At 68.7% G+C, this 18,443-nt stretch carries 11 protein-coding genes; 6 read left to right on the forward strand and 5 right to left on the reverse strand.

Going from position 1 to position 18,443, the window contains the following annotated elements; all coding sequences use genetic code 11:
- Positions 1-3: 3 nt before the first annotated feature.
- The 6 genes from AB0M67_RS33965 (at position 4) to AB0M67_RS33990 (ending at position 8,970) form a co-directional block, all read left to right on the forward strand.
- A complete protein-coding gene (locus tag AB0M67_RS33965) occupies positions 4-2,421 on the forward strand; it encodes a glycoside hydrolase N-terminal domain-containing protein (protein ID WP_365751431.1) in 2,418 nt (805 codons plus the stop codon).
- Positions 2,415-3,392, forward strand: coding sequence for an alpha/beta fold hydrolase (locus AB0M67_RS33970; RefSeq protein ID WP_365751432.1), 978 nt, complete (start codon positions 2,415-2,417; stop codon positions 3,390-3,392). Before AB0M67_RS33965 ends, AB0M67_RS33970 begins: the two co-directional genes overlap by 7 nt.
- A 5-nt stretch (positions 3,393-3,397) precedes the next feature.
- Entirely contained in the window at positions 3,398-4,759 is a 1,362-nt protein-coding gene (locus tag AB0M67_RS33975; RefSeq protein ID WP_365751433.1) for a sugar ABC transporter substrate-binding protein, read from the forward strand.
- 65 nt (positions 4,760-4,824) lie between these two features.
- Complete coding sequence (locus AB0M67_RS33980) at positions 4,825-7,062, forward strand: alpha-galactosidase (protein ID WP_365751434.1); 2,238 nt, start codon at positions 4,825-4,827, stop codon at positions 7,060-7,062.
- A 113-nt stretch (positions 7,063-7,175) separates the two neighbouring features.
- Positions 7,176-7,859 carry a TetR family transcriptional regulator gene (locus AB0M67_RS33985; protein ID WP_365751435.1) on the forward strand — a complete coding sequence of 228 codons (684 nt, stop codon included), beginning with the start codon at positions 7,176-7,178 and terminating at the stop codon, positions 7,857-7,859.
- A 292-nt stretch (positions 7,860-8,151) separates the two neighbouring features.
- Positions 8,152-8,970 carry an SDR family oxidoreductase gene (locus tag AB0M67_RS33990; protein ID WP_365751436.1) on the forward strand — a complete coding sequence of 273 codons (819 nt, stop codon included), beginning with the start codon at positions 8,152-8,154 and terminating at the stop codon, positions 8,968-8,970.
- Between the two features lie 275 nt (positions 8,971-9,245).
- On the opposite strand, the gene AB0M67_RS33995 is transcribed toward AB0M67_RS33990, so the two are convergent.
- The 5 genes from AB0M67_RS33995 to AB0M67_RS34015 all read right to left on the reverse strand — a co-directional run bounded on the left by AB0M67_RS33995 (position 9,246) and on the right by AB0M67_RS34015 (position 18,084).
- Positions 9,246-12,089 carry a discoidin domain-containing protein gene (locus AB0M67_RS33995; RefSeq protein ID WP_365751437.1) on the reverse strand — a complete coding sequence of 948 codons (2,844 nt, stop codon included), beginning with the start codon at positions 12,087-12,089 and terminating at the stop codon, positions 9,246-9,248.
- Between the two features lie 126 nt (positions 12,090-12,215).
- A complete protein-coding gene (locus AB0M67_RS34000; RefSeq protein ID WP_365751438.1) occupies positions 12,216-14,861 on the reverse strand; it encodes a hypothetical protein in 2,646 nt (881 codons plus the stop codon).
- Positions 14,858-15,787 (reverse strand): carbohydrate ABC transporter permease, encoded by a 930-nt coding sequence (locus AB0M67_RS34005; RefSeq protein WP_365751439.1) that lies wholly within the window; start codon positions 15,785-15,787, stop codon positions 14,858-14,860. Before AB0M67_RS34005 ends, AB0M67_RS34000 begins: the two co-directional genes overlap by 4 nt.
- Entirely contained in the window at positions 15,784-16,674 is an 891-nt protein-coding gene (locus AB0M67_RS34010; RefSeq protein ID WP_365751440.1) for a sugar ABC transporter permease, read from the reverse strand. Before AB0M67_RS34010 ends, AB0M67_RS34005 begins: the two co-directional genes overlap by 4 nt.
- A 138-nt stretch (positions 16,675-16,812) precedes the next feature.
- On the reverse strand, positions 16,813-18,084 hold the full coding sequence (locus AB0M67_RS34015; RefSeq protein WP_365751441.1) for an extracellular solute-binding protein: 1,272 nt from the start codon (positions 18,082-18,084) through the stop codon (positions 16,813-16,815).
- Between the last annotated feature and the right edge of the window lie 359 nt (positions 18,085-18,443).

The raw sequence follows: 18,443 nt of genomic DNA on the forward strand, positions 1-18,443 counted from the left end.
TTCATGAACGACATCCGCACATCCGACGATCTGCGTCTGGCCTGGCCCCAACCGGCCCATGAATGGAACGAAGCCACCCCCGTCGGCAACGGCCGCCTCGGCGCCATGGTCTTCGGCGGCATCGAGACCGCCAGGTTCCAGATCAACGACTCCACCCTCTGGTCCGGGACTCCCGCGGGCCCGGCCCACGCCCTGGCCGCCGTGCGGGACCAAGGGGCGGGCCCGGAACGCCTCGCCGAGATCCGGGCCGCCGTCCGGGCCGGCGACCACCGCCTCGCGGAATCCCTGCTGATGTCCTTCGAGGGCGACTACAGCCAGGAGTACCTGCCGTTCGCCGACCTCACCATGGGCCTCGAAGCGGAGCTGCCCGGCACCTACCTGGGCCGCACCCTCAACCTCGACAACGGAGTCGTCGAGGAACAGATCCGCTTCGGCCCGCAGACCGTACGCAGGCGCACCTGGGCGAGCCGGCCCGCCGACGCCCTGTGTATCGAGGTCACCGCCGACACCGGAACACTGTCCCTGAACCTTGGTCTGACCTCTCCCTTGCGTGAACTCGACCGCGAGACAGGGCAGAAGGGACTGATCCTCGCGGTGTCCGTCCCCGTCGACGGAGCGCCGCTGCACGAACCCGGCGTCGCCGAGCCGCTGCGGTACACGGACGAGGTGACCCCCGGGGGATACGACCCGTACGCCGCGCTCGCCGTCCGCGTCGACACCGACGGCGAGGTGCGCGGCGCGGACGGCCGCTGGACCGTGCACGGGATGACCCGGGCCCTGGTCACCGTCGCCTCCTCCACCGCCGCGGCGTGCTTCTGGTCCCGTACCGACGCCAAGAGCCGCGCCGACCACCGCGCGGCCGCCACCGTCAGCGCCGACCGGGCGCTCGCCTCCGGCGCGGAGGCACTGCTGCGCGAGCACCAGGACGATCTGAGGACACTACTAGCCTCCACCTCCCTGCGCATCGGGGCCCGCAGGTCCGGCACCTTCGACGTCGCGCGCGACATCCTCTCCGGGGCCGACGACGCGCTCACCGCCACCGTCATGTACCAGCTCGGCCGCTATCTGCTGGCCTCCGCGTCCCGCCCCGGGGCCGGCCCGCCCGCCAACCTCCAGGGCATCTGGAACGCCGAACTGCACCCGGCCTGGTCCTCGAACTACACCCTCAACATCAATACGGAGATGAACTACTGGCCCGCCGAGGTGGCGGGTCTCAGCGAGTGCCATCTCCCGCTCTTCGACCTCCTCGACCGGATCGCCGAGCACGGCACCCCGGTCGCCCGCGAGCTCTACGGAGCCCGCGGCTGGGTCGCCCACCACAACAGCGACATGTGGGGCTGGGCCCTGCCCGTCGGCATGGGGCACGGCAACCCGTCCTGGGCGATCTGGATGATGGGCGGCACCTGGCTCACCCAACACATCTGGGATCATTACGACTTCACCCGGGACGCCACCTTCCTCCGCGAGCGCGGCTGGCCCCTGCTGAGCGGTCAGGCGGCTTTCTGCCTGGACTGGCTGGTCGAGGGCGAGGACGGCTGTCTGGACACCGTCCCCACCACCTCGCCGGAGAATCTGTTCTTCTCGGCAGCGGGCACCGAGGAGTCCCTGACCTACTCCGCGACCATGGACATGGCACTCATCCGGGCCCTCTTCGAGAACACCCTGGCCGCCGCGGACACACTGGGGATCGACGACCCGCTGTGCGCCGAGATCCAGGCCGCGCTGCCCCGGCTCCGTACGCCCGCGGTCGCCGGGGGCGGCTGGCTCCAGGAGTGGGCCGAGGACCTCACCGAAGTCGATCCGCTCCACCGCCACATGGCGCAGATGGTCACTGTCTTCCCACTCGGGCAGATCGACCCCGCCACCACCCCGGAGCTCGCCGCGGCGGCTGCCCGGCTGCTCGACCGGCGAGGGCCGGGCGCCATGGGGTGGTCCTGGGCGTGGAAGATCGCGCTGCGGGCCAGGCTCGGTGACGGCGACACCGCGAGGGACCTGTTCCTGGAAGCCGTTCAGCCTCTCTCGTACGACGCGTCGGAGCACGCACCCGTCGACGGCTCGCAGTGGGGCGGGCTCCTTCCGAACCTGTTCTCCACCCACCCGCCGTTCCAGATCGACGGTAACTACGGCTTCACCGCCGCACTCGCCGAACTCCTCGTACAGAGTCAAGGCGATGTGCTGCGCCTGCTCCCCGCCCTGCCCACCGCCTGGCAGGAGGGTGAAGTACGCGCAGTGCGCTGCCGCGGCGGCCTGGAGGCCGACCTGCGCTGGCACGGCGGGCAGCTCACCTCCGTCAGTGTTCGGCGCACAGCGGGGACCGCCGAGGACGACATCCGCATCCGGTGCGGTGAGCACGAGACGCTCACCCATCTGCCCGTGGGCGGCTCACGCACCTTCGACGCCGAGCTGAGGCCGCTGTGCTGAGCGACCTCGACCTCCCGGCCCTCCAGGACTACCGCAGCGCCTATCAGGAACCCGACGACTTCGACACCTTCTGGACCGCGACCCTGACCCAGGCCCGCGGCCACGACCTTGCCGTCTCACGTACCCCGGTCGTCACCGAGCTGCGCGCGGTCGAGGTGTACGACCTGACGTTCGCCGGGTACGACGGCCATCCCGTACACGCCTGGCTGCGCCTGCCGCGGGCCCGCCGCGGCCGACTCCCGGCTGTGGTCCAGTTCCACGGTTACGGCAGCGGGCGCGGCAACCCGTACGACGACCTGGTGTGGGCGTGCGCCGGATACGCGCACCTGGTGATGGACGCCCGCGGCCAGGGCGGCGCCCACGCGGGTGGCGCCACCGGCGACCCGGTCGGCAGCGGCCCGTCCCACCCCGGTTTCCTCACCCGCGGCATCGAGGACAAGGAGACCTACTACTACCGGCGGGTCTTCACCGACGCGGTCCGTGCCGTCGAGGCCGTGCGCTCCCTCGACTTCGTCGACCCGCCGCGGGTCGCCGTGGCGGGCAACAGCCAGGGTGGCGGGATCGCACTGGCCGCCGCCGGACTGGTGCCCGACCTGGCCGCCGGATACTTCCAGGCGCCGTTCCTGTGCGACGTACGCCGCGCCGTACGCATCACAGCGACCGCCCCGTACGCGGAGCTGACCGGCTATCTGGCCGCCAGGCGACACCGTACCGACGCGGTCTTCGGCACGCTCGCCTACTTCGACGGTGTGGGTTTCGCCCGCCGCGCCCTCGCCGCCGCACACTTCTCGACCGGGCTCGCGGACGACATCTGCCCGCCGTCCACCGCGTTCGGCGCCTATCACGCCTATCGCGGACCCAAGCGGATCACGACATGGGAGTTCAACGGGCACGAAGCCGGAGGTTCGGAGGACCTCGCTGACGCACTGGCCGTCTTCCACGACGTACTGGCCCCAGGAAACGAGGAATGATGACCATGCGGACCGCTCGACGCAAGCTCACCGCGGGGGTACTCGCCTCGGCCCTGACCGGGCTGCTCAGTGCCTGCGGGGCGGACACGGGGTCCGCGCCGAACCAGATCAACTGGTGGACCTGGGACGACAAGCAGGCCGCCGCGTACCAAGTGTGTGCGAGCGACTTCGAGAAGGCCAACCCGGGCGTGAACGTCACGATCTCCCAGTACAACGTAGCGGACTACTTCACCAAGCTGCTCGCGAACTTCGTGGCCGGCACCGCGCCCGACGCCTTCCAGAACAGCCCCCAGTTCTTCCAGCAGTACGCCTCACTGGACCAGCTGATGCCGCTGGACGACTTCATGAGGAAGACCGGCTACGACCTCGACCGGTTCTCCACCGGCACCACTACCTGGAGGTACACCGACGGCAAGCAGTACGGCCTGCCGCTGGACTGGTCCTCGGCCGCCCTCTACTACAACCAGGACACGGTGAAGAAGGCGGGCTACACCGCCTCCGACATCGAAAATCTCAACTGGAACCCCGACGACGGCGGAGACTTCGACAAGGTGGTCGCCCACCTCACCGTCGACCGCGCTGGGGTACGCGGCGACGAGCCGGGCTTCGACAAGAAGCACGTCGCCACGTTCGGCATCGGCCCACTCGGGACGAAGGACTTCACCGGCCAGACCACCTGGGCCCCGTTCTACGCCTCACTGGGCAAACATGTCGCCAACAAGCCCGCCTGGCCCACCGAGTTCACGTACAACGACCCGCAGTTCGTCAAGACCACGCAATACATCCGCTCACTCAGCGATCGCGGATTCGCCCCGCGAGACGGTGAGTTCGCCTCCGCGGGCAACACCCCCAGCGGCCCCGAGCTGATCGGCTCGGGCAAGGTGGCGATCATGCCGGACGGCTCCTGGTCGGCCGCCCAGTACGCCCAGGTGCCCAAGCTCAAGACCGGAATCGCGCCAACCGTGACCGGACCCGACGGCACGACCCGCGGCACCATCTCCAGCTCCAACGGCAACAACATATGGTCCGGCACCCCGCGTCCCGACCTCACTTGGAAGTGGGTCTCCTACATGGGATCCGCCGCTTGCCAGACCAAAGCGTCCGGCTCGGGCAGCTTCTTCCCCTCCATCCCCGCCTCGATGGACGCCTCGGCGCAATCCATGGCCGCCAAGGGTGTCGACCTGTCCGTCTTCATCGACCAGCAGAAGAACGGCGAACTGTTCGCCAACCCCGCCTACGCGAACGGCACCGCGATCCAGGCCACCGTCGAGCCGCTCTTCCAGTCGTACTTCGCCCACAGCCGCGGCGAGGAAGCCTTCAAGGAGATGGCGAACCGCAGTAAGAGCCTGCTGGCGGGCGAGAAGTAGGGGCACGGCCTGCCCCGACGCGGCCGGACTTCCGGCCCTCACCAACTGGTTTGAGAGGACATGGCATGACCCGCACCACCACCCGGACCGTTCACCTGCGCGCGGCCGGAGTGAGCTTCGTCGTCGAGCTCTGTGATCCGCTGCCCCGGATCCTGCACTGGGGCGAGGATCTCGGCGAGCTGACCGGCGACGACCTGACCGCACTGAGCCTGACGGCAGGGGCCGCCGTGCTCAACAACGCCATCGACGCGCCACGGCAGTTCACCGTCTGGCCCACCGAGGCCGACGGCTGGTCCGGCACCCCCGCCCACCAAGGCCACCGCAGCGGTACCGCCACCACCCCGCGGGTTCGTCTCACCGGCACCGACGAGCGTCCCGGCGAACTGACCGTCTCTCTGCGAGACGAGGGCTCCGGCCTGGATCTCGCCCTCACCTACCGCCTCGACGCATCCGGGATCCTGAGCGTCCGCACCCGCATTACCCGCCCCGCCGCGGCGGAGGACGGCCCGCGGCCGGGACCGCACGAGGCAGCCCCGTACGATCTCACCGGCTCCACCACGATGCTCCCGCTGCCCGGCCGGGCACAGGAGATCCTCGACTTCACCGGCAAGTGGTGCCGCGAACGTTCCCCACAGCGCGGCCGGCTCGGCCACGGCAGTCACGTCCGCGAGGTGCGCAGGGGACGCACCGGCCAGGATGCCCCGCATCTGTTGACCGTCGGCGTGCCCGGCTTCGGATTCCGTAAGGGCGAGGTCTGGGCCCTCCACGTGGCGTGGAGCGGCAACCAACGCTGGCTGGCCGAGCGGCTGCCCGAGGGCGCCGGCGCACACTCCGGGGTACTGGGCGGCGGCGAACTGCTCGCACCCGGCGAGATCCGGCTCGCACCTGGGGATACCTACACATCACCCGAATGCCTCTTCGCCTGGTCGGACCAGGGTTTGGACGGACTGGCGGACCGCTTCCACGACATGCTTCGATCCCGCCCCCAACACCCGCGGGCAGTACGCCCATTGACGCTCAACACCTGGGAGGCCGTCTATTTCGACCACCACCAGGACCGGCTGCTGGACCTGGCCGACCTGGCCGCCGCGTCAGGGGTGGAGCGCCTCGTCCTCGACGACGGCTGGTTCCTCGGCCGCCGCGACGACACCGCGGGACTCGGCGACTGGACTGTGGACCGCACAGTCTGGCCCGAAGGACTCGGCCCACTGGCCGACCGGGTGCACAGCCACGGCATGCAGTTCGGGCTCTGGGTCGAGCCGGAGATGGTGAACCTCGATTCACGGATGGCACGTGAGCACCCCGAGTGGATCCTCGGCCCGTCCGCGGGCCTCGGCCCGAGCGCCCGTCATCAATACGTCGTCAACCTTGCCCACGAGGAGGCGTTCGCCTACCTCCTGGAGTCGTTGGACGCGCTCGTCACCGAGTACGCCATCGACTACCTCAAGTGGGACCACAACCGGGACCTGCACGAAGCGGTCCACCGCGCCGCGTACGGCGCCGACCGGCCCGGCGTACACGCCCAGACCAACGCCCTCTACCGCCTCATCGACGTCCTCAAGTCCCGCCACCCCGCGCTGGAGATCGAGTCCTGCTCCAGCGGCGGCGGCCGCGTCGACCTCGGCATCCTCGCACGCACCGACCGAGTCTGGGCCTCGGACTGCAACGACCCGGTGGAACGCCAGAGCATCCAGCGGTGGACCGCCCAGCTGCTACCGCCCGAACTGATCGGCTCGCATGTCGGCGCTCCCCGCAGTCACACCACAGGGCGGATCACGGACGCCTCGTTCCGGCAGATCACCGCGCTGTTCGGCCACGCGGGCATCGAGGACGACCTCACCGCCAGGACCCCCGATGAACTGGCCGCCCTGACCCACTGGGCGGCGCTCTACAAAGAACTGCGGCCCCTGCTGCACAGCGGCCGGGTGGTCAGAGCGGACCTCGACGACGAGACGACCCTCCTGCACGGTGTCGTCGCACGCGACGCCGGCTCGGCCCTCTACTGCTGGGCCCGCCTGGAGACCTCGGCCGCCGGCCAGTCGGGCCGGGTCTGCCTGCCCGGCCTCGACCCGGGCCGGCCCTACCGCGTCCGAATCCGCAGCGAGGCCGGCCTGCCCCTGCTGCACCAGGGCAGCGGACCGGCCTGGTACACGGCGGCGCTCGACGGCTGGGTTCCGTTGCCCGGCACCGTACTGACCAGGGCGGGCCTGCCCATGCCGACGCTCGCCCCGAACCAGGCTCTGTTGATGGAGATCGCCGTCGCCGAATCCCTCCCCACCGCTCAACGGGACGCCACCGCATGAGTTCCCGAGTCGACCTCTATGTAACGCATATGTAACGCATAGCCTGTGCGCTAACCAGGCTGTGGGGACAGGGCGCACAATGCAACGCACGTCACGTGCGCTAACGTAGGGGTGTGAACCCCTCATTTCAGCGTGCGCGCTCCGCCGAGAACAAGCGTCAGAGGGCGACCGCGCTGATTGAGGCCGCGCGGTCCCTGGCGCTGGAGACCGGCGTCGCGTCGGTGACGCTGACTGCCGTGGCCGAGCGTGCGGGAGTGCACCACTCCGCCGTGCGGCGCTACTTCAGTTCGCACAAGGATGTTCTTCTCCACCTGGCCGCGGAGGGCTGGACGCGCTGGTCGGACGCTGTGTGCGATGCGCTGCGGGACCGTGCGCCGACGACCCCCGCGACGGTGGCCGAAGTGCTGGCGACCACGCTGGCCGATGATCCGCTCTTCTGTGATCTGCTCGCCAACGTTCCCCTGCATCTCGAACACGACGTCGACGTCGAGCGTGTCGTCTCGTTCAAGCGGGTCAGCCGCGCCGCCGTCATGTCCATGGCCGAGGCGGTCGGGGACGCGCTGCCGGGCCTCGGTCGCCGCGACGCGCTCGACGTCGTGACGTCCGCCAACGCCGTCGCGGCCACCCTCTGGCAGGTTGCCCACCCGCCCGAGGCGCTGGCGCGCGCCTACGCCGAGGACCGGACCATCGCGCCCACCTGGGCCCTCGACTTCGCCGCCACGCTGACGCGCCTGCTGACCGCGACCTGCGTCGGCCTCCTGGTCCAGGCAACGGTGTCCGGGGCGGGGAGGCCGTAAGCCAGGCGCCTCCCGCCGACGAAGACGAGGTTCACGGGACCCGGACCTCACGTGCGGGCGGCGGCTACCGGCCGCATTCACGGCGGACACGCGAAACGAGTCGCGACCGTGCGGCAATCACCACCGGTCTGCGGGATCTCGCCCGCAGGTGATCACCGCCGGACAACGCACATGGCGTGCGTTGCGTGTCGACGAGGCCCGTCGTAGCATCTATAACGCACGAGCTGTGTGTTATCTGGCCGCATCACCGTTGGCCTGGCCACCCGACCCTGGACAAGACAGGAGCCGCCCGATGGCGTCCAAAACCTGGTTCATCACGGGGACCTCGACCGGTTTCGGCCGTGCCCTCACCGAGGAACTGCTCGCCCGCGGGGACCGCGTCGCCGCCACGCTGCGCCGTCCCGCCGCGATCGACGACCTCGCCGCCCGATACGACGGCCTCCTGTGGCGCGTCGCACTCGATGTCAGCAGGCCCGCTCAGGTACGGCAGGCCGTAGACGACGCCTTCGCGGCGCTCGGGCGGATCGATGTCGTCGTGTCCAACGCGGGGTACTCGCTGGTCGGCGCCGCCGAGGAACCCACCGACGCCCAGGTCGAGCGCCAGCTCGACACCAACGTCCTCGGTTCGATGACGCTGGCGCGCGCGGCGCTTCCCCACTTGCGCAGCCAGGGCGGCGGCCATCTGATCCAGTTCTCCAGCGTCGGAGGACAGGCCGCCTTCCCTTTCGTCAGCATTTACAACGCGACCAAATGGGCCATGGAAGGGTTCTACGAGGCACTGGCCCAGGAAGTCGCCGGGCTGGGCATCGCCACCACTCTGGTCGAGCCGGGCGGGTTCCGCACCGACGCCAACAACCGCAGCGTGGACGCCGCGCCCGCGCTGCCGGTCTACGCCGGACTGCGCGAGCGGCTGCTGGGCAACTTCGCCGAACCCGTCGGGGATCCGGCCAGGCTGGCCACCGCGGTCATCGCCGCAGCCGAGGCGGAACAGCCACCCCGCAGACTCCTGCTGGGCAGTGATGCCTACGCGGCGGTGCACGACTCCCTCACCGCCCGGCTCCACGAAGTCGAAGCCCAGAGAGAGAGCGCCCCTCGGACCGACCACGCCTGAGCGTCCGCGCCCGAGGGAGTGCCGCCGGAGGTGAAGCGTCCGGAGGGCGGAGTGCGCCCCTCCGGCTCGGAGCGGGTCGGCCCACTCCGGCCCGCGTGGCAGGCCGTCAAGGAACCGTCAGGTTGTGTGTGGGGTCCGTCTTCGCAGCTGAACTGGACGACCTGCTGGTACACCGGGCTTGATTCATACGGCAGTCGGCGGGCTTCCGAGATGATGAAGCCCGCCCTGCCGTGTGCCGGAGCCGTGTGCCGGAGCCGTGTGCCGGCGTCCGGCTCTCAGGCCGGGTTGATGTGGTACGTCTGGTTGGCCGTCGTCTGGATGGTGATCACACCCCCCGGAGTGGTGTACGGCACCGCGTTGCCGGCCGCGTCGGTCACCGTGAAGGCCGTCGACCACGGGTTCTTCACCCGCAGCGTGCCGCCCGCCTCGCTGCGGACGTCCACGTACGAGACCTTGCCCGCCACCTTCGAGCTGGAGACCACGAACGCGCCCTTCTGGCGCAGCTGGTAGAAGCTCGCGTCCTTGGCCGCGGGCCAGGCGGGGAAGAGCGAGATGATGGATTGGTCGCTCTGCACCAGCATGCTGTTGATCGCCTCGGTCGCGCCAGACTTCTCGATACCGTGGTTCGGGTCGGTGATCCGCAGGTTCGGCGCCGTACGCGTCGAGATCACCGACTTGAACGTGTTGATGAGCTGATCCGCCGGATAGCCCACCCGCGCGGCCTGGTTGAAGATCTTCGGGAAGCTGTTCTCCTGGCCCCACGAGTTCATCGCGGTGACGGTGTCGCGCGCGATCTGGAGCCGGCCGGCGTCGGAGTTGACGCCCAACTGGTCGGCGGGCTGGATGAATTCGAGGTTGATGGTGTTGTCACCCGGCCGGATCAGCCGGGTGTCCGCGCCCTGCATGCTGCTTGCCAGTGAGTAGACCGTCTTGCCGTTGAGCGTGGTTGTCGGCTGGGCCGGCAGGTTGTCGAGGATGTTCTGCCAGACCACTCGGCGGTCGGCGTCGACGTTCAGCTTCTGGCTGCCGGAAACGGCGGCGGCGAGCACCTGCTTGAGCATGCCGAGGTCGGGCGAGGAGTTGTTGCCCCAGGTGCCTTCGTGCGGACCTCCCCAGAGCGAGTACGTGCCGGCCGCGTCCCGCTCCAGCCAGTGCTCGAAGAACTGCGCGACCTGGCTCAGGAACGGATATCCCTTGGTGCGCAGGAAGTTCTCGTCCTGTGTGTACTCGTAGTACGCCACGAACTGCGTCGCCGAGAAGAGGGAGTTGGAGACCTGCTGGTGGTACTGGTCGTCCGTGGTCGAGCCGCTCGCCGATCCGAACGGGCTGATGCCCACCGGGAACAGGACACCCGACGGCACACCGCCGCTCGGGAAGCGCGAGGTGACGTAGTCCTGATTCACCCGTCGCAGGTCCTGTTTGGCCCGGCGCTGTGCCTCCGGCACGTAGGAGAGGATCGCCTCGTGGAACGGCAGCGCGAGGTCGGGGCGGTTGCTGGAGTAGACCCCGTAGAAGGGCGCCTGCGCGTTGTAGTTGAGGTGGAGGTCGCCGTCCCACATCGGGTCGTCCGTGGTGGTCCAGATCCCGAAGATGCCGGGAACGGTCTTGCCCGCGCGGCTGGAGGCGCCGATGAAGTACTGGGCGGGGTAGTAGTACCTCTCCAGCGCGGCGTCGTTCAGGCTGACGGCCGACCGCAGCCAGAAGTCTTTCCACCAGGCGACCCGCTGGGTGTCGAGCGTGCCGATGGAACCGGCGTTCTCCGCCCTCACCTGCGCCACCGCGTCATTGCGCGGGGCCGTGGGATTCTGGCCGCCACCGGCGACCGCTGTCACCAGCCTGACGGTGCCCCCCGCGGGAATGGTGAAGACCGTCTTCGCCGTGGGGCCGGACGAGGTGGGCGGCTGTACGGCGGTGGCTCCGAGCACCGTGGAGGCCAGGGCCGCGCGGGACACCCAGTTCGGCCCGGACGGTGTGGCGCGCTCGGCCCACATCACCTGGCCGTTGACGCCGGACGAATTGCTGTACTGGGAGTTGGGGCTCCCCATGGCACCGGCGAACGTCGACGCCTGGAGCTGCACCGGCTGGGAGCCGGTCGAGGTGACCGACGTGACCATGATGTTCTTATCGGCGGCCAGCCATGTCTTCATCGACAGCGGGGTGTTGCCCATCGACACGGACGTGGTGATCGAGCCGTCGACGATGTGCTGTTCCTCGCGGAACGGCTGCGCGGGCGGTGTCGTACCGTCCGCGCTCGCGTAGAGCTCGATCTGTCCGATACGGGCGCGCGGGTTGTTGGTCGAGTCGGGTGTGGTGTTCTGTGTCGGCTCGGTGATGTGCAGCCGGACGTAGCGTGTCTGTACGGCGGTGACGGTCCGGTCGATGACGTCGGCGGTGTTGTTCGTGACCGTGTTCACGGTGTTCCAGGTGGTGCCGTCCGCGCTGGTCTGGAACGTCAGGTTCTTCGTGTTGAACGCCTCGTTCCCGGGGCGCGCCGCGTTGTCGTTGCGCACCACGAAGCGCGCGATCGTCTTGACGGAGCCCAGGTCGAGAGCGATCCACTGCGGCTTGCCGATCGCCGAGACCCAGCCTTCGTAACCGCTGCCCCACTGACCGTTGACCGCGCGGGACGCGGCGAAGGAGTCGGTCGTGCTGCTGGCGGACGCCGTGGCGCCGAGCGCGAGGTTGGCGTTGCCCGGCGCGGTGGTGCTCTGGAGGGTGACACCTCCGATGGGCGCGGTCCTCGTCGTCGGGTTCCCCGCCCAGAAGTCGCCCTTGGAGACGTAGAACGACTTCACGCCCGTGCTGCCGCCGGAGGTCACTCCGACGTCGCCGTTCCCGAGGAGGGCGGTGTCCGGCGTCGTGCGGGATACCGAGCCGGTGTAACTCTGGTTCGTCCAGGTGCCCTTGATGCCCTCCAGCTTCGGCCGCAGGATGTTCCACTGCTCGGTCGGGGACGGTGCGCCCGCCGCAGCCCGGACGGGCGCGGCGCCCGCTGTTCCGGCGAGCACGCTGCCGGCGACGACGAGGGCTGTCGCCACGGCGAGCGCCGGCAGCCCTGAGTGGCGCCGTATACGGTCAGTACCGCGGAAGCGTGACCGCGTTGTTCTCTCCTGCCCCATCTTTACTCTCCTTTGAGCGGGGTGGTGCGAGAGGTGAGGTCGTACAGGTGCGGGTGGTGTGTGTGCGGGTGGTGTGTCTGTGCGTGGGGAGCGTCCGGGGGTGGGCGCCGTCGGCCGACGGCGTCGTCAGCGGACCGGCCTCGGGAGGCCGAAACCGATCGCGCGTACGTGGTCGAGCTCGCCGTACGGGCTCCGTACCGTCCCGATGTCCTCGGTCAGGCTCTCGATCCCGGCCTCGATGCCGAACAGCCCGGCGATCACGGCCTCCGTCACCGCGACGGCCGCGTTGCTGTCACGGTTGGCGACCCCACGGCCCGCGACGCGGTACGTACCGTCGTCGGTGACCTCCATCGCCTGCCCCCACAGCCCGCCGGACGTGGCGCGGTGCGCGCGGCGCAGCACGTCCGCCGCGATGTCGGGGTGGCCGAGCCGGCACATGCCGAAAGCCGTGGCCCCCGGCCATGCGGCGAACGCGCCCGCCGCACCGTGGTCGGGCCGGTCGGAGAGCGGCGCGATCGGGTCGCCGGGGTCGAGCGCGCGCATCCAGTCCCCGTCGATGAGGTGCTCGCTGACGAAGCGGACCATCGCGTCGCCCCGCTCCGGTGACAGGTCCTGCGGCATGTCGGCGGCGACGAGCTCGAAGTCCAGGCAGTGGCCGATGACTTCGTCGCCCTCGGGGTGGGCGATCAGCCACCGGCCGTCGCCCGCGTACTGGCCGAGTACGGCCGCGGCCAGCTCGTCCGCCTCCGCCGTCGCCGCCGCCGCCTCGGCGTCGCCGTCATCGCCCAGCGCGCGCAGCAACGCGGCGAGGGAGCGCAGCATACCGACGTACCCGGCGTTCAATGACACAACGCCATCCCGGTAGTTGGGGACACACTCCAGCAACTCCCATGCGTCGCGCCCGAAGTCGACGAGCACTCCGTCGCCGAATGCCGCCCGCAGCCCGCGCGGCCGGTAGGCCATCGCCCGCAGGTGGTCGAGCACGCTACGGCCGCCGGGCTTCTCGTCCAGCAGCGTGAGGTCGCCGGTCACGCCGACGTACGCCTTCACCGTGCGGAAGAGGGAGTGGTCGTTGGCCGCGTAGTGGTTGCCGACGGGCAGCAGATTGCGGGTGTCGAAGGAGTGGCAGTGGTCGTACGGCTGCGCGAGCGCGGCCATGATCCAGGCGCGCAGCCCGGCCGGTTCCAGCAGGCTAGCCGTCCTGGCCCACTCCGACTGGTCCCAGAAGAAGGTCGTGGTGGCGCCGAGACGCGGCCCGCCGGTCAGGAACACCGGGCCGATCGGGCTGACGGTGGTGTTGCGCAGATAGATCGCCAGCAGCGCGCCGAGATAGTACGTGCGGGAGAGGTCGGAATCCTCGGTGCGCAGTGTGGGCAGATGGCCGGAGAACTCCGTGTTCCCGGGCTCGAAGGCGCTGTCCCATGTCGTACGCCACCGCTCGGCCACCGCCTCGAATTCGGTGGCGAAGGAGGCAGCCACGGCCGAGGCGTCCTGCGCGACCCGTTCCGCCGACGCGCCGATCTCCAGGACGATGCCGAGCGTGGTCGCGGCGCCCGGCTCCAGCGTGACATTCCAGCGTGCGACCGCACGCGCACCGGCAGCCTCGACGGTGTCGGGAGCCGTCGCGAAAGCGTAGACGCAGCGTGCGGCTGATCGAGTGTCGGTGACGGAGACGGTGGCGCCGTCGGTCGTGGCCGTCCAGCGCTGCCCCTCCCACCAGAGTGATGTTGTCAGTACGGGTGCGCCGTTCAGTCTCAGCTCACAACCACCGTCGCTGACAAGGATGCTGACGGTGTGCCAGCCTTCAATGGACAGGGGCTCCGGAGAGACCAACAGCTCGCCCGCGATCCGCAGCGTCAAGCGCCCCTCGTCCAGGGCTATCTGGAGGGAGTCGGGGTGGTTGCCGTGGGTGAGAACGACGCCGGTGACGTCCGGCTCATCGACCCGTATGTCGCAGGCGAGGACATCCCCGCCGCGCAGCTCCACCGTTCCGATACGCAGATCCGTGCGGGCTTCGACCTTGTACTCCGCCCCGTCGCCGAGCGGCATGAGCGCTCTGTCGCCCGCCGGGCGTACGTGGACCGACTTGACGCGGCAAGCCGCGCCCGGCGCGCGTACCCGCTCCGCGTCCTTCGTCGAGTGGTCGGGCAGCTCCGACTCCAGCAGCATCGGCGCGTTGTCCTCGTCGCGCTGGATCCCCGGGATACGGGGGCTGCCGAGCCGGATCCAGCGCTCGCCGACGGGCAGGAACTGCACCTGGCGCGGGCTGTCGGCCGTGGCCTCGTCGCGGATGCGCTCGGTGGTGAAGTAGTCGTGGTGGTGTCCGGCGTTCCACGGACTGCCGTACAGCCAGCCCCAGTCGACGTCGGAGTGGGCGAACATGGCGAGCAGTTCCTGTTCCACCACGGCCGTGGCCTGCTCCGACGTATCGTTGCGGAGCGTCAGGCGCCACATCAGACGGCTGCGCTCGTACCCCATGCGTACGTCGGTGGTGATCCCCAGACCGCTCGCGGTGGCCGCGCGTTCCACGCCCCAGGGGGACCAGCGCAGCCGCTCGGCGGCCGGCACACGGCTGTCGATCCGCAGCGCGCCGGTGTGGTATCCGCCGCTGTACGGGGCGAACGCGAGCCAGGACAGCGACGTCAGGTCGCCGTTGACGTGCCCCTGGCCCCACTGGTTGCGCAGCGAGGGCAGGTGGTTCAGCGCGGATCGCTCCAGCCATTCACCGGCGAGTGTGTCGAGGGCGGGAACTCCGCCGATGTGCTGGGTCACTTGGAGGCTCCCGACATGAGTCCATGGATGAACTCGCGCTGACTGACGAGGTATCCGACGACGGGGATGATCGCGGCGAGGAACATGATTCCGAACAGTTGGCTGTAGTCGGTGGAGTAGGCACCCAGCGAGACATAGATGCCGGTGGTGATCGTCTGGCCCTGGAGCGGGCCGAGGATGAACTGCGGGTTGAGGAAGTCGTTCCAGACCCAGAGTCCGAGGAAGATGGCCACGGTGGCGGTGGCCGGGCGCACCACGGGGAAGACGATCCGCCACCACAGTCGCAGGTCCCCGGCGCCGTCCACCCGGGCGGCCTCGATGACCTCGCGCGGGATGGTGCGCAGGAAGCCGACGTACACGAAGACCGCGAACGACATATAGCCGCCACCCACGTTGGACAGGATGAGGCCGGTGTACGAGTTGGCGAGGCCGATCTCGCGCAGCAGTGTCACGATCGGGAGCAGTACGACCTGCGGGGGCACCATCAGGCCGAGTGCGAAGATCGCGAGCATGGTGTTGCGGACGCGCGGGGTGCGTTCGGAGATGTAGAAGGCGAGCATCGAGCTGAGCGGCACGAGGATGACGAGGGTCGCGACCGTCACGAACACCGAGTTGAGCAGTCCCGCCTGGACGAGATTGTCCGGCCTCCGCAGTGCGTTGACGATGTTGTCGAAGGTGAACGGTACGGGCGGGGCCGCCGGGTTCGCCAGGATCTGGTCCTGGGTCTTGAAGGCGCTGACGAACGCCACGTACACGGGCAGGATGAACGCCAGCGTGATCAGCCAGGCGCCCAGGAGACGGGACTTCTCGCGGAAGTACAGCCGCTGTGGGCCCTGACTCCGTGACGGGTCCGGCCTCCGGGGCGCGTGAGGTGCGTTGATCTTCCGCGGCCCGGATACTTCGCGCGGTGCGACGGGAGCGCTCACAGGTTTGTCTCCCTTCGGCGCAGCAGGGCGGTGACGCCGTATGAGACGACGGCGGTCAGGACCAGGAGGAACATGGCGATGGACGAGGCGTAGCCGAACCGGTTGTCGGTGAAGGCCACGGAAATCAGATAGAAGGCGGTCGACTTGGTCGAGTCCGCGGGGCCGCCACCGGTGAGGGCGGCGATCACGTCGTACAGCTTGAGCGTGGTGATCAGACAAAGGGTGACACTGATCGTCGTGCCGGGTGCGATCATCGGCAGGGTCACATGGCGAAAGCGGCCGAGTGAACTGGCGCCGTCCATCCGGGCCGCCTCGTACAGCTCACGCGGCACGGACTGGAGCGAGGCCGTGTAGACAACGGTGGCAAAGGCGATCGTGATCCAGCTGACGACCACGATCACCGAGAATGTGGCGAGACCGGGGTCGCCGAGCCAGGAGACCGGTTCGTCGATCAGGCCGATCTGCGCCAGCACGGTGTTGAGCAAGCCGTTCTGGGTGAGGATCGACTTCCAGATGAAGCCGACGATCACGCCGGACAGGACCTGCGGGACAAAGATGAGGGTGCGCATCACGCGGTAGTTGGCGGTGGAGCGGTTGAGCAGCATCGCCAGCAGCAGACCGACCACATTGGCGATGACGGTGACCGCCACGACCACGACCGTCGTGAACAGCAGGCTGGACACGAGCCGGTCGTCCCCGAACAGCTCGCGGTAGTTGGACAGGCCGACGAAGTCGCTGCCGCTCTGGAGTGGACTCTTGTCCGTGAAGCTGAGCCAGAGGCTCTGGACCAGTGGGTAGAGCAGGAACACCCCGTACAGGACGGCCGCGATCAACGCAGCGGGAGCCAGCCCGAAGCCGCGGCCCGCTCGTGGAGATCGACTGTGCACAGCTTGATCCTTCGAGTTGAGGGGTGAAGCGGCGGGCCGCGGCCGGATGTCCACGTACGTGATCTGGACATATAAGCCTGACAACGATGTCAGAATCCGTCCGGACCTCGGCCCGCCCGCTTCACCGGCGGGCTCCGCCTACTTGGCGGCCTTGTCCCAGTCGGCGTCGAACGTGGCGAGCAGCCCCTTGGTGTCGGAGCTGGTGAAGAGTTTCTGTGACAGGGAGTTGAACTGGTCGACCACGCCCGGCGGCAGCGCGTCGTCGTTGTTGACCCAGCCGAAGGCGCTGACCTTGCTGTTCTGGTCGGTCACGAGCTTGTAGCCCTCGGTGTAGATCGGCGTGACCTTCGCGCCGAAGTCGTCAAGGGTGACGCCCTTGAGCATCGGGAACGCGCCGTCCGTCTCGATGAGCGTTTTGAGATTCGGCTTGGACAGTGACCACGTCTGCGCGAACGTGGTCGCGTCCGCGACGTTCTTCGACTTGGCGTTGACCGATGTCGTACCGCCCGTGTTGAAGGGGACGACCGGCTTGCCCGTCTCGCTCGGCAGCAGGAACGTACCGAAATCGTTCGCCGATTCCGCTGGGATCTGGCCGATCAGCCAGCTGCCCATCGGATACATGGCGCTCTCGCCGGCCAGGAACTTCTTGTTGGCGTCCGCGTAACTCACGCTCAGCGCGCCCTTGTCGAAGGCGCCGGCGTCGATGAGCTCGCGATACTTGCCCGCGGCGGCGACCACCTCGGGGTCGGTGAACTTGACCTCGCCCTTGTAGCGCTTCTGGATCCACTCGGGGTCGGCGCCCAGCACGTCGGCGGTGATGAGACCGGACAGCGGGATCGCGGCGGACCATGGCTCGCTGCCGGCCATCTCGACCGGGGTGAGGCCGGCCTTTTTGAGGGTGGTGACGACATTCATGAACTCGTCCCACGTGGTCGGGACGTCGAGTTTGTGCTCAGCGAAGATCTTCTTGTTGTAGAAGACCATGGGGATGATCTGCGAGTTGGTCGGCGGGATATACGTCTTGCCGCCGATCGCGTTCCCGTTGGGGTCGGTGAAGTGCTCGTCGAGCCACTTCTGGTCGTACGCCTTGAGCAGCCCGGCCTCGGTGAAGTCCTTCGGATTGATCGAGGACAGGATGTCGGGGAACTGGCCCGACGCCTGGAGTTGCTTGGCATAGGCGTTCCGGTCGGCGTCAGGCGAGACAATCTTCTTCACCTCGCTGTCCGGGACCGACTTCTGCGCCTGCGCGATGGAGGCATCCCAGAAGGTGGCGGTCAGCGCCGGGGTCTCGAACGTCATGAACGTCAAGCCGCCACCGCCCGCCACGCTCTGGCCGGTGGAACAGCCCGTGATCGCCAAGACGCTCACCAGGCCGCTCACCGCCGCCACGAGAGCAGGTGTGCGCTTCATGTCATCCTCCTTGATGCTTCGCGCGTCGCGGCCGGACTCCGGCCACCGTGTGCCGTCGATCGAGCTACCAGAAACACTGTTTCGTATACTTTCCAGAAGGTTAGCCAGCATCGCCCCCCAGTCAATACTCGTACCGATCTTTACCTGATCGAGATGCGACGTCAGGCTGGCCCGTGTCCCCGAGGGTGTCTGAAAGCCCAGTTCAGAAGGGCTTCTTGGGTCACATTGGAGGCTACTTTCCAGTGGACGGTATGCACTGGGCAACGGTGAGAGTGCGACGATGGGGGCCCTCGTGCCTCCCCGGCTGAGGCCCTGGAAAAAATATGATCGAGAAGGACTACTCTCTTGGAGACCGATCA

Source organism: Streptomyces sp. NPDC051662 (genome assembly GCF_040681655.1).
Classification (GTDB): domain Bacteria; phylum Actinomycetota; class Actinomycetes; order Streptomycetales; family Streptomycetaceae; genus Streptomyces.